Raw genomic sequence first — 13300 nt, 5'->3', positions numbered from 1 at the left:
AGCAAGGCGTATTTCATATCAGATTATACCCTTTAAACCTTCTCCACAACGCCTGTGGTTATCGGGGCGGTTTGTATTGCTATTCTCCCCCTTGGTTTATAGATCATCAAGCTGTTGCCCAGAAGAATGAGGAATACACCGAAACCAGCTGATAGCGTCCACTGATATCCTTCCCAGAACGTAGAAATAACCAGCGCTACCAGTGGAAAGAGCAGTGTTGCATAGGCAGCACGATCTGCGCCAATTCTACCGAGCAGAGCAAGGTAACAGCCAAAGGCTATGATGGATCCAAACACCGCCAGGTAAAGCAGACTGCCAACATAGTTTACTGTCCATTGAAATTGAAACGGGGTACCAGTTACCAGTGCAACACAAAACAGGACTGCGGTGCCGTATGCCATTCCATAGGCATTGGTTTGTACAATCGGTAACTCCAGAGCTTTCTGATTGTATGCCGACGTGATATTTCCCAGTGAAGCCAGCATGGTGGCTGAAAGGCAAAGGACGACCCCTAGCAGTCCATGGTTTTCCAGTGAGAAATGGGTTATTTCAGGCCGAAACACCAGGGCGATTCCAAGTAATCCCAGGGTACCGGCCATAATCATTCTGCTGTCCACTTGTTTGGAAAGAAAAATTGCCCCATTGAAGACATTCATGAGCAGAATGGTAGAAAAAATCACCGCTGCCAGACCACTGGCAATATGCAGTTCCGCCAGGTAGAAGAGAAGATAATTAACACCAAACAACAGTACCCCCTGTGTTGCCATGAACAGGTGTTGCCTTATGCTGAATCGAAGATTTAACCGAGCAATACTACACCAGAGAAAAAGGAGAAAAGAGGCCAGACCAAAACGATAAATGACGGATGTGAGAGGGGCAACAGATCCCAATTGCATTTTTATACCTATCCAGGTAGAGCCCCAGATAAGAACGGTTGCAAGGTAAAAAAACACATTTTTCATTGTGCGTCCTATTCGTGTAATGATGGAATAAGTAATTTCATCTTGTGAGTTGATATATTACAGAAAAAATTATAGGTGCTGCGATTTCGTGGCAAGCTCTGTTGCTTTTTGTCCAAGTGCTTCAATAGCCCATTTGTTTTTCTCGCTCCAGAATGCACCGTTGAGACGCAGACAGTTTCTGAAATCATCTGTTGTGGAAAAAACAGTTCCGGGAGCTATGGTAATACCGTTTTTCCAAGCCTCTTTGTAAAGCTGCATACCATCAACAGCTCTCGGCATTTCAACCCAGAGGGCAAATCCTCCCTGGGGTCTCGTGACCCGGGTTCCTTTGGGAAAATAGTGTCCAATCGCCTCTGACATACTGCCTATTTTGGCAGCATATTCCCGTCGTATGTGTCGAAGATGGTGATCATAGCCGCCTGATTCCAGAAAGTCTGCGACAGCCAGTTGGGTGGGGCTCGCGGAAGCAATATTGGTAATCAGTTTTTGATGGAGCACTCCTTCGTAATGTCTTCCCGGAGCAATCCAGCCTACCCGATAGCCAGGAGCAATAGTCTTGGAAAAGGATGAACACAGCAGTACATCCCCGTATTTATCCCATGATCGGGCTACGGTTGGCCTATCATCACCAAAGCTCAGATTACCGTTTATGTCGTCTTCTATGAGAGGAACCCTGTAACGTGCCAGCAATTTCACCAACTGTTCTTTTTTGTCATCTGAAATGCTAATGCCAAAGGGATTATTGAAATTGGAAATAACCAGGCATGCTTGGATGTCTGTTTGTTGCAGGGCAAGTTTAAGGCTTTTCAAATGGAGCCCGGTACTGGGTGATGAGGCGATTTCAACGATATTGAGTCCCAATTCTTTAAGCATTTGAATAAAGTTAAAATAGATCGGGCTGCCAACCGCTACCGTATCCCCTGGTCGACATATTGTCCGCAAGGCCAGAAAAACTGCTTCAGCGGCACCGTTGGTTATGATGATCTCACCAGGGTTAATTGAACAACCTGCCCGCAGCATTCGACGGGCTATCTGTACGCGTAATTTTTTGTTTCCTGGCGGAATAGCGTATGCCACACTTTCTTTACCATGCCTGCGGTTGACGGATGAAAGTATCCGACTCAGCTTTTGTTCAGGAATCAGATCAGGTGCTGGAATCGCAGCTCCAAATTGCACTTTTTCCGGATCAAGGATATCCTGCATTAAGCGAATAACCAGTTCTGTGGACGTCAGTTGCAGTGAAACAGGTTTGGGAGGATTAAGATCAGGTTCCTCGGGAATTGCAGGGAGCTTTGGTCTGACATAGTAACCTGACTGCGGTTTGGCCTCTATTATGCAGGCATCTTCCAACAGTCCGTATGCAACTTTGATGGTGTTGATACTCACCTTCATCTGCCTGCTCATTTGACGAATAGAAGGCACTTTGTCTCCTGCTCGAAATGTGCCTTGAGCAATGAGTCCGGCAACCTTGTCCGCCACTTCACGATATAATGTATCTGTTTTGATTCTCATTTCTGTATTCATGGTAAGTGTTACTGTACAGCCACAACGCGACTTTGACGAGATACAGTACCGTATTTAGGCAAGGGGTACAGTATTAATTGTTGCATGAAAAAACGGGTACAGTTTTTAGAGGATACCCGTGGTGATGTGTACCTCTTTACTGGGGTATGAAAAACTGAGATCACCAGATTGATGCACACTTTCGCATTATTGTGTTTTTTTGCTAATTGCTCACAGGCATTGAGGAATAGGGAATACCTCCCTTGTGCTCAGGTATTTTTTAGGAGATATTTGGTGATGAGAATGAAGAAAATGAGTGCAGTATATATGGGGTTGTTTTGCATGTTGTGTACGGTGTCCATGGCGGATGTACTGGTTCCTTATCTTCCTGCCTATATTCATGGTTCGTCCTGGTGGCAGCCCAAACCTGGCGTGAGTTGGCAGTGGCAGTTATCCGGTACACTTGATACCGATTTGGACGTTGACATGTACGATGTCGATCTTTTTGATACGTCGGCGAGTATGATTTCCCTGTTAAAAAGTCAGGGGAAAAAAGTCATATGTTATATGAGTGCGGGATCGTGGGAAAACTACCGGGACGATGCCAATGTATTTCCTGAAGAGGTGTTGGGCAAATATTTGGATGGTTGGCCCGATGAAAGGTGGCTTGATATCAGTCGAATTGACATTCTTGGACCTATCATGTTGAGACGTATGGATTTGGCTGTGGAAAAGGGTTGTGATGGCATTGAACCGGATAATATTGATGGATACAGCAACGATAGCGGTTTTGCGCTTACTTCAGAGGAGCAGTTGACCTACAACCGCTGGTTGGCAGAGGCTGCCCATGCACGTAACTTGTCCATTGGATTGAAAAATGACCTGGATCAGGTTCAGGATCTTGTCAGTTACTTTGACTGGGCTCTTAACGAACAGTGTTTTCAATATGATGAATGTGATTTGTTGCTGCCCTTTGTGCAAGCAGGCAAAGCTGTATTCGGGGTTGAATATTCACTTTCAACCACAACGTTTTGTTCACAGGCTAACAGTATGAATTTTGATTGGCTGAAGAAAAATCTGTCGTTGGACAGTTGGCGAGTTTCTTGTCGATAAGTGCATATATTTTTTACGAGTTTTTTGGGAGCTATGTATATGTATCTTCTTAGGGGAGGGGATGATTGCAGGTGTTGGAATTGAAGAATTTTTTAGGTGACACGCCTACTGTTTTTTTAAATGTCTTTGCAAAGTGACTTTGATCATGAAATCCTAGTTCAATGGCGACTTCAGCTAAATCTTGTGCCTCTAAAATCATTTGTTTTGCTTTGCACATTCTGAGATCAGTCAGATATTCATGGGGCGTAATGCCCAGGTCTTTTTTGAACTCTCTCTGCAGGTGAAATTGACTGAGGCATGCTGATTTGGAAAGCTCTTCCAACGTGAGGCGTCTGTTGTAGTGTCCATGTATGTGGTCCTGTGCTCTTGCAACAGCCTCTTTTATTCTCTTTTCCCGATTCTGGGAGGAAGGGCATAGAGCATGGTGCTGTAGCAATAGGGTAAGAAAATCTGCTAGAGCCCGTGAGATCTGTTTTTCGCTCGCTGGTGAATAGATTTTCTGTAAAAATAAAGAGAACTGGAGTTTCTCCTCCTCGTGCCATACCTGATTTTGTGTAAATACGGGTGGGCTAACTGGTTTGTCTGCGGCATGGGATGCTATATGTTGCATCAGTTGTGGAGCAATACTCAAAATCTGGTAAGAGTGTCCCTGGTGAAGTGCGCTTTTGCAGGCATGAACCTGTCCTGGCTGGATGAGAAACATGCCTCCTGTAGCTATCTGAAGAGTCGTCTCGGTAAAAAAAAGCGTACGTTGCCCTTCTTCAACCTTGCCTATGATATACGTCCCGTGGATATGACGGCGGAAAGGCGTGGTAATGTGCCTTCCCGCTATCACTTCAACCCCAGGAAGCGAAGGAATTGTTATGGATTTCAGTGTGGAGCTAACCCTTTTCATTTGGCTATGATTCCTTGGGGTTGCGAAAAATGATTAAAGCAGGGCAGGAAAAAATTTAGCCAACAGCGTGAGCCCTTCGGGACCGGCATGGACTCCATGATGCTGTCCTTTGGGAATTACAGTCATCTTGCCTGTCGCGTATGGGAATGTTTTTTCCAGCAACTTACACGTGCCTTTACCTGCAAGAACTTCATGCAGTTCGAATTGGTCTGCATGAATATGGCTTTCCAGGCAGCAGTCTGGATCAATTTTGACAAGGTGTGAGCTGAAAAGGCCACCACTATCACAACCTTTGATAATATGTTTCAGGTGTACACCTTTAAAGGTAGGGTGTTCCATCCACTTTATATCAGCCATTCGGTCACTGCGATCAGAATAATGAATTATTCCATCTATAAAATCTCTTGCTGGGATTGCTGATGTCATTGTCTATTCTCCTCATTGTGGTTTGCACATTGCATTTGGTTTATGCCAGGGAGAGTAGCCCAAATCGATATGAAAATATTGTATGATCTTGCTCTTTTTACCAGTTACAGTTTGGAGGTGAGTGAAACCAGGAAGATACAGATCCCATGATACGTTACAGGGGATATTGCAAGATATACATGCAACGTTGCTGCTCAGAGAGCAATAGCGTCAAGAGGTACCCCCCGGTAAGTAGTTTGTGTGTAACTATTTCAGCAAATGTTGGCTTTTAAGATCCTTGTACACCAAGGTGGAAACCTCTCGGATGACTCCTCCTCTGGATCGCATCCATTGCTTGTAGTTGGATGGTCTTGAACTACGTTCAATAATCCCGACAATTGCATAGGGATACCTGTGGCCGTTTTTGGTTTTCGGGGCAAGTATACCCATGTCACCACACAGGTGCGCTGTTGTACCGGTTTTATTATATACCAATGTACCTTGAGGAATGGGAGTTCCGTAGTAAAGGCGGTCGCGGCCAGGCAGAGACATTAATCGACGGATTTCTTCACCATAGGGTAGTTCCTTGTTCCACAGTGCACGCAAAAAACGAACATAATCAGACGGTAACGCCTTGTTACGGTAAGTACGTCCACCTGCAGGAATATATTCAACAATGTGTAGCTTTTTAAACAGGTGCCCGTAGTTTTGGGTGAGTAAACTTTGACAGGTCGCAGGCCCGCCCACCTGGCGCATAATCCAGTTGGTGGCAGAATTGCTGCTGCGCTGAATCATAGCTTCCATTTGTCTTCTGCTTTTTGGTCCGTATTGAAGGGAGCCGTTTTTTACTTTATGAAAGAAAGCCAGAGCGACAAAGGGTTTGATCATACTTGCTGCCTGGAAGGACTGATCGGCGTTAATATCCACAAGGCTGACATTTCGGTTAAGATCATAGACCATCCAGCCTGTTTTTTCATCTCCCCGGAGTTGGCCTTTCTGACGCAAGTTTTTAATGTAGCTCTCAATTTTCATTTCAATGGCAGCGTTTGATGATCGAGTGATGCCGGCTCGGCTCTCTGTAAGCTTGGGAGCAGGGATCTGAGCTACGCGTGAACCTTGCGAAGATTTTCCCTGGGAGACTGCAACCTTGATATCACCAGGATGTAACACCACGGGGTTTGATTCAACGGGTTGTTTAGGGACAGCAGGGCTAATCGTTTCCGGCGGGGTAACTTCGGGTAAATCAGCATCTTTCTGCTGACTGGCAGTTGCAGTGAGTACAGTGGCGGTCTCTTCTTCTCCATGGAGAAAGGTTGACTCCCCGAAAACTACAGCGTTGTTGAGTTCCTCTGTGATACTGGTGTGTATACCTTTTTTTCGCAACAGTCGACCATGACGCTTGGCCACGGTTAAAGTGGATGAGCGGTCGCCATGTCTGCGATAGACCAGCATATAATTCCCTTTATCATCTTGCTCTATATACAGGTCTTTTCCCACAGATTTACCGAGATAGTTGTATATCTGTGCATAATTTTTGATCAGCGCATCCAGATTAGGGCCGTATCCATAACTGACGTTGAACAGTTCATGATAGCCTTTATCCTGGATGGCATAGGCTTGGTCAAAGCCGGCTTCTTTGAGTATCTCTCCCTGTTTGACTATAACTTTGACGATATCAGTAACCGAGGTGTTGCAATCGTAAATAACGCCGTATTCGTTTTTCTTTTTAACGATCTTCAGTCGTTTACGGATTTCAGGAGAAAGCAGTTCTTCCAATTGCTCTTTATAATCAAGAACGCTGTCCAGGTCAGTGTCCCAGGTGTAGACCAGGTCATACTGTTGAGCTTCCGCTTCTGCCGGTAAAGGTAAGGCCACGTGTAAACTGGCAAGCAAGACGGTACACAGAAGGGAGATGCGAAAAAAAGCAGACATAAGAATGAAATCAAGCTGGTGTTGAATAGGCGATGTTATCAGTTGGTTACGTCATCACAAGTATAGCAGATCAGGCTGTGAAGTAAAACAATTGCTACCAACAAACATCTGTAATACTTTTTCGTAAAAAAAAGTAGGTGCATAGGTCGTTGACAATGTGATGTTATGCGGCTTCAGCACACTGCAGTTTTTCATCATGCTCTTCAAAAAATGCAGAAAGAGCTTTGCCCAGGTAATATCCATCCCGATTGCCAATGGTCTCACGAATTGAGTGCATGGCCAATTGAGGTACACCGATGTCAATGGTTGGGATGCCGATGGCAGCGGAAGTCAGGGGACCTATGGTTGATCCACAGGCCATGTCGTTGCGCATAACAAAATTCTGCACAGGGATTTCATTGCGTTTGCACAGAAGCTTAAAAATACTGCTGGTGCAGGCATTGCTGGCATAGCGCTGGTTGGCATTGGTTTTAATGACCGGTCCCCCATTAAGTACGGGCAGGTGTTGGGGTTCATGTTTGCTTGCAAAATTGGGATGCACAGCATGGGCATTATCCACGGAAATGAGCAGCGACTTGGCGAGCATGCTTTCACGTACCGGTCTTTCCGGGTAGAGTCTGGAGAGAATGGATTGCAAAAAGGGGCCCTGTGCACCGCTGGTCGAAACAGAGCCGACTTCTTCATGGTCATTGAGAACAAAAAGCAGATTATGTGCCTGTGAACAAGAGGCAGCGGCCTGGATGATGCAATAGCAGGAAAGCAGGTTATCCAGCCTGGCAGAGGTAATAAACTCCTGCTCAAGCCCCACAAGGGCTGGCGGCTGGCTGTCATACAGGAAAAGATCATAGTCAATGATTTCAGCGTGATCATTTCCTGGATGTTCAAGCAGAAATTGTTTTTTTAGAAGCTCATTGAAATGCATTGGCTTTGTACCGGAATCCAACATCAGAAGAGGAACCATGTCTGTCTGCTTGTTGATCTCCTTGCCGGTATTGGCTTCTCTGTCAAAATGTATTGCCAGACTTGGGATAACCGCAACCGGTCTCCGGAAATCAATCAAACTGGATTGCATTATATCATCCTCAGTATGCCAGATGACTCTGCCTGCCATGCTGAGGTCTCTGTCAAACCAAGGATTGAGCAGGGCTCCTCCATACACTTCCACTCCCAGTTGCAGGTATCCGCTTTTTGTGTGAAGAGGATTGGGTTTGACCCGAAGGCTCGGGCTGTCTGTGTGCGAGCCTGCCATGCGCAATGTGTTTGCAGTTGGAGTAATCTGAAACCCTATTAAACTGGAACTGTTTCTGGTTACATAATATCTTCCAGGAGAAAGGTGCTGCCAGGGATCGGATTCATAGAGACGCACATAACCTGCTGCATCCAGGATGCCCATGCTGTTTTTGATTGCATGGTAGGGCGTGGTGGATCGAGATATATAATCGCAAAGTCTTTCATTATATTGTTGATACGACATAAATTAGCTTCCTGATCAGGGAGAAAAGAGGGTGCTCGCAGTTTTGCCAGTGAAAAACACTGTCTACGCTCTGCAATACACCCAAGGGTGGCATCTGTGAGTACCGGTTATGTAAATTATTCAAAACTTCCACCAAGAGCCAGGTGCAATTGAACTCTGTTCAGTAGACGCAGAGTGGAAATGTTTATCAAGGCAATTTTGGCTTGAACCCATTTGTTTTGCACATTGAGCACATCAAGAAAATCAATTTTACCAATTTCATATTGCTTTTGCACCAGTTGATAGGCTTTAAAATTTTCATCAACAGTAATTTGTAAATATTTTTCCCGTTGACCCAGGTGTTCTTCCTGGGAAAGGGCTGACTCAACCTCTTTAAACGCTTGTAATGCGGCGTGTCCATATGCTGCGATTGCCTGTTTCTGTACTGCTGTGGCTGCGGCTATATCCGCTTCGATTGCGCCGCCCTTGTAGAGTGGTGCGAATATACCAGCGGCCAGACTGCTGATAGCGTCTCGTAAATTAGTCAGGCCAAGGGTTAGAGAAAAAGAAAATCTGGGTAGCTTGACCAGTTCAGCTTCTTTTTGTTTATAGAATGCAGCTGCAACCCGTTGTTCTGCAGCAATGAGATCCGGCCGACGTTCAAGAAGTTCAGAGGGAATACCTGCACTGATGGGTGGAGGAACAGCGGGAAGTTTCCCGTTGGCCTGTATCTCTGCTCCAGGATATCGTCCCAGGAGAATTTCCAGGCTACGCTTGGAATCTTCCAGGGAAGCTTCTGCCTGTCGTGCCGCTTCTTTGGCCTTGGCAAGGTTGGCTTTTGCGAGGTGAATATCTTGTTGATCCACCTGACCAATGCGCTCTTTAATTGTCACGATCCGGAGAGATTCGCTGAATAATGCGTCAATTTCGTTAGCATAGTCAAAAAGCAGTTTGCTACTGTTGGCTAGAAACCAACTGTTTGCCGTAGCAGCAGCCAGGGATTGACGGGCGTACGCATAGTCAGATACCGTTGCCGCAGCTGTTTCTTCTGCACCAGCAACACCTGAACGAATTCTTCCCCATACGTCGGCTTCCCATGAAATGGTCAAACCGCCTCCAAAAACCTCGCCAAAATCGTCAAAGTTTCTGTCAGCATAACCGCCTGCAAGATCAACAGAGGGCTTGAGTGAGGCACCAGCTTTATTCGTCAATGCCATGGCTTGATCTATTTTTGCAGCAGCAATCTGTAATTCAAAATTATTTTGCTCTGCTTCCTGAACAAGACTGAGCAGAGTGGGGTCGTTGAAGCTTTTTAACCAGCCATCATCGACCTCCCCCTGGTTGCTCTTCGCTGACCATTGGTTACCTTCAAGACGCTCGCGCATTTCACCTGCACGTACACTCTCTACAGCCTCTTCATGGGTGGCTATTTGACCCGCACAACCAGCACAGAGTGCACTCAGGCAGATGAGAAGGCAAATGGGCCGCAGTGTTTTTGTCATATTCCCACCGTATGTTGAAATTGTACTATCAAAACAACACAATGTTCTCGTTATGTATTCAATGGTGCAGGTAATGATACCATTACCTCCTGCTTTCAATGAAAATGGGCAAAGTTCTGCCAACTCTTCATTCGCATGAGCATTTTACGGATGATAGTCACATGGTGCCATTTTTCACTATACACTGCCACTGTGCATGATGCGCCCATGGGAACGAAGAAATTTGACATGTCATCTTCGATTTTTATTACTATCGGAATAAGACCCTGGGGAAGATTTGGATTAATACTCATCATTGTTCCCGAGGGTTGGAGTTGGCCCTCAGCAAGTGCATCAAGAATGCGCACCACCTTTGCCTGGAATATTCTACCGGGGATTCCTGGAAAAATAACTTCTGCATGGTTGTCTGCTTTTATATTCTGCATGGGCTGCTGGCTGAAGCCGGCTATAAAATAGGTTTCATCACTATGGACAAAGGTCATGAGCGGAGCTAAAGGTACAGGAACAGCCATCATACCGGGTCTCAGTCTCATATGGATAACAAAACCATCTGTTGGTGCCTTTATAACCGTGCTTTCAAGATTGAATTGTGCATTATCCAGCTGTGCCTTGAAGTCAGCTACGTCGGTTTGATATTGTTCGACATCAAAGGTGTTTCCTGCGCCAGCTTCTTTGAGTTCCAGTGATTGCTGAAGACGTTTTTCAGCAAGATGCAATTGTGATGTAATTCGGTCAACTTCGGCCTGGTAAGGGACAGGATCGATTGTACAGAGAACATCTCCTTTTTTTAAAGGGGTATTCATCTTGACTTTTACATCAAGAATTGTGCCGCGAACATTGGGGACAATCGGCGTGGTCATATAGTAGGAGCGCGCAGTAACAGAAGCAGGATGATAGTAGGCCATACCTGCAAGTATAGTCCCCATCATAATAACTCCTCCGAGCACCACTGTGGTTAATGACCATTTATTAACCGGAATCTTGAACAGTTTGAAGATGAGCCAGCAAACAGAGGCATAGGTGAGAATGAGCAAGGTTTCCATATCAGAGTTCCTCCTCTGCTGTCTGACCAGATTCAAGTTTGGTTATCCGACCATGGAGTTGTTTTATGAGACGGTTGTAATGTGATTGCATGTGCTTCTTTTCTTCTTCCAGGCGGGCAATTCGCTCGGTGAGTTCAACGAGCATAATTGTGGAATGTTCTGATGGTTGTTCTGTTTCGGTTTCTTTGCCCGAATGCAAACCCCATCCATATCCAGGTTTGTACAGGGTTGCCCATATCCAGAGAAGCGGCCAGATAGCATGCATGAGAAAAAGGCTTACCCAGCCGGCGGTATGGATTGCATCCTGGTGCGGATGTTGCCTTTTTTTAGCGATATTGTAGGGGATGTCGTGGATAAATATAATCCCATAAATGATGGTGAGTACAACAAAACACAATACGGCCAGCGCAATAAAATCCAACATTCGTCCTTCCATATTTATCTCCTGCAAGATGGTGTGGAAATCGGGAATATACCCAGAGGGTAGTCCACATATTTCATAAGAAAAATCAGGTTTGACGTTTTATCCTTTTAGTCGTACTTCGCCTGTAAAGGGAGCCGCTTGCGTATTTCTGTTATTGCGATACGAATAACCGGGACAATTTTCAAAATCCTTACATTTGCGGTGCTGGCTAACTGATTTCCGGAGGCAGGACAATCTTTGCGATTCGTTTAGCCAGCGTATACGCTCGACGTAGCTTATCCACCATGGAAATTTCAATTCGCGCTGTCTCAAGCAAGACTGCATCTTGTTGACCCAGATGTGCAGATTTTCGAGCCAATAGTGATTCTGAAAGTTTACTTATCTGATCTTTTTTTACAATGACCTGTAAGGCTGCCTGTTGGTCGTTATCTCTGATTGCATGCACGGCCAGAATGACAGCGTGTTGTACCTCATTATACAATTCATCGAATATGGAAAGTGTTTTTTCACTTACTTTTCGCTCCTTATGTATAAATGCTTTGGTAAGCTCTGCCATTTCTGTTTCAATGATATCAGCCAGTGTTTCCAAATTAACTGTTGCCGACATGAGTTTCTGGTGTAGCACACTTTCTTCTTCGGTAAGTGACTGCTGACGAATTTTACTGAGAAATGTGAAAATTGCAGCTTCAAGAATGTCGACTTTATCGTCCAGTTTTACGATGTTCTCGATATGTTTTCTATCTTTGGCAATAACGGCTTTGGGCAGTTCTTTCAGCATTGAAGCCGCAATCTCTCCCATTCGGCCAAATTCCTGCCGCACCTGTTCAAAGGCGACGCTGGGGACTTCAAGGGCATTTTCATCTAAAAACTTTGGAGAAATGATAATACCTGTTTTTTCCTTGCGCTTGGGGTAGAGGCGTTCAGCTAACAAGGCAAACCAGGACGAGAATCCTATGAACAGAGTCGTGTTTATGACATTAAAGATGGTATTGGCATTGGCAATCTGCCTTGGTACTTCAATAGCCGCTTTGACTGTTTCCTCAAGGTTGTCGGCAACCGGTGAGATTGCAATGGTAATATCTGCCAGGACATCAATAAAAGGTAACCAGATCAAGACACCTATAACGTTAAACAGGATATGAACAATAGCAGCACGTACCGCCTCAACCGGTTTACCCAGAGCTGCGAGCAGTGCTGTTACACACGTTCCTATATTAGCCCCTAGAGCGAGGGCAATGCCGGCCGGCAGGCTTAATAAACCTTCAGTGGCCATTGCAATGGCAATTCCGACCGTTGCTGCCGAAGATTGGACCAGGCCGGTAAAAATTGCTCCGGCGAGAATCCCTAGAAATGGACGTTCCATTCTCTCGAGAAACTCCATAAACGGCCCATAGGTCCTCAGTGGTGTCATGGCTTCACTCATGATGCCCATTCCAAAAAAGACCAGCCCAAGTCCCATGAGCATCATGCCTGCATATTTCATGGGATCACGTTTGGCAATAAACGTCATAAAGAAACCAATGGAAATAGGCAGGAGAGAGTATGAAGAGAGATTAAAAGCAAGGAGTTGGGCAGTCATGGTGGAGCCAATGTTGGCTCCCATGATAACTCCAACTGACTGGGCCAGAGTCATAACGCCAGCAGTGATAAAACTGACCACAAGAACCGTCGTTACAGAAGAAGAGTTTAAAACAGCAGTAACAAAAGCGCCGGTGGCCGCTCCAAACAAGCGGTTGGTTGTCATTTTGGAAAGGAGTGTCTTCAGGGTTTCTCCAGCTGCTTTTTTCAACCCTTCAGAAAGCATATCAAGGCCTGCGAGAAACAGAGCCAGTCCGCCAAAAAGGCCCATGAAAAGGGTGAACCACTCGATTTCGGCTACTTCGCTATTTGCTCCGTAAACAGTATCTGTGCAGAGACCGCAGCAAAGAATAACGAGAAAAAATACACAGGTGTAACGGAGATAGTATTGGCTAAGAGGTTTCATCCCTTTATGCTCCTTGATGTTACCAGCGTATGGAGATCTTTTCTTCACATGAATCTGTCATAGCACCAGGAACAGAATCTTACT

11 protein-coding genes are annotated in these 13300 nt (G+C 45.5%); 1 reads left to right on the top strand and 10 read right to left on the bottom strand.

Annotation, left to right across the window (positions count from 1 at the left end):
- Positions 1-32: 32 nt before the first annotated feature.
- Complete coding sequence (locus G493_RS28340; protein ID WP_035273951.1) at positions 33-962, bottom strand: DMT family transporter; 930 nt, start codon at positions 960-962, stop codon at positions 33-35.
- Between the two features lie 69 nt (positions 963-1031).
- Positions 1032-2474: an aminotransferase-like domain-containing protein gene (locus tag G493_RS0107690; protein ID WP_205623653.1), complete on the bottom strand. Its 1443-nt coding sequence runs from the start codon at positions 2472-2474 to the stop codon at positions 1032-1034.
- A gap of 294 nt (positions 2475-2768) precedes the next feature.
- Here G493_RS0107690 and G493_RS28335 point away from each other — a divergent pair, with 294 nt between their 5' ends.
- Positions 2769-3578 carry an endo alpha-1,4 polygalactosaminidase gene (locus tag G493_RS28335; RefSeq protein ID WP_205623652.1) on the top strand — a complete coding sequence of 270 codons (810 nt, stop codon included), beginning with the start codon at positions 2769-2771 and terminating at the stop codon, positions 3576-3578.
- A gap of 49 nt (positions 3579-3627) precedes the next feature.
- Here the strand turns inward: G493_RS28335 and G493_RS0107680 are convergent, their stop codons facing one another.
- The 8 genes from G493_RS0107680 to G493_RS0107645 all read right to left on the bottom strand — a co-directional run bounded on the left by G493_RS0107680 (position 3628) and on the right by G493_RS0107645 (position 13216).
- Positions 3628-4473, bottom strand: coding sequence for a helix-turn-helix transcriptional regulator (locus G493_RS0107680; RefSeq protein ID WP_028579909.1), 846 nt, complete (start codon positions 4471-4473; stop codon positions 3628-3630).
- A gap of 33 nt (positions 4474-4506) precedes the next feature.
- Complete coding sequence (locus tag G493_RS0107675) at positions 4507-4899, bottom strand: cupin domain-containing protein (protein WP_051309115.1); 393 nt, start codon at positions 4897-4899, stop codon at positions 4507-4509.
- 246 nt (positions 4900-5145) lie between these two features.
- Positions 5146-6810, bottom strand: coding sequence for a serine hydrolase (locus G493_RS31935; RefSeq protein WP_051309114.1), 1665 nt, complete (start codon positions 6808-6810; stop codon positions 5146-5148).
- Positions 6811-6973: 163 nt separating this feature from the next.
- Positions 6974-8284 (bottom strand): M18 family aminopeptidase, encoded by a 1311-nt coding sequence (locus tag G493_RS0107665; RefSeq protein WP_028579907.1) that lies wholly within the window; start codon positions 8282-8284, stop codon positions 6974-6976.
- A gap of 116 nt (positions 8285-8400) precedes the next feature.
- Positions 8401-9765 (bottom strand): TolC family protein, encoded by a 1365-nt coding sequence (locus G493_RS0107660; protein ID WP_028579906.1) that lies wholly within the window; start codon positions 9763-9765, stop codon positions 8401-8403.
- A 95-nt stretch (positions 9766-9860) separates the two neighbouring features.
- Positions 9861-10808: an HlyD family secretion protein gene (locus tag G493_RS0107655; RefSeq protein WP_028579905.1), complete on the bottom strand. Its 948-nt coding sequence runs from the start codon at positions 10806-10808 to the stop codon at positions 9861-9863.
- A gap of 1 nt (position 10809) precedes the next feature.
- A complete protein-coding gene (locus G493_RS28325) occupies positions 10810-11232 on the bottom strand; it encodes a DUF3302 domain-containing protein (protein ID WP_084813482.1) in 423 nt (140 codons plus the stop codon).
- A 208-nt stretch (positions 11233-11440) separates the two neighbouring features.
- Positions 11441-13216: a Na/Pi cotransporter family protein gene (locus G493_RS0107645; protein ID WP_028579904.1), complete on the bottom strand. Its 1776-nt coding sequence runs from the start codon at positions 13214-13216 to the stop codon at positions 11441-11443.
- Positions 13217-13300: the final 84 nt, after the last annotated feature.

The sequence above is a fragment of the Desulfogranum japonicum DSM 18378 genome, from assembly GCF_000429945.1.
Lineage (GTDB): Bacteria > Desulfobacterota > Desulfobulbia > Desulfobulbales > Desulfobulbaceae > Desulfogranum > Desulfogranum japonicum.
This window is presented reverse-complemented; position numbering and strand designations above follow the sequence as displayed.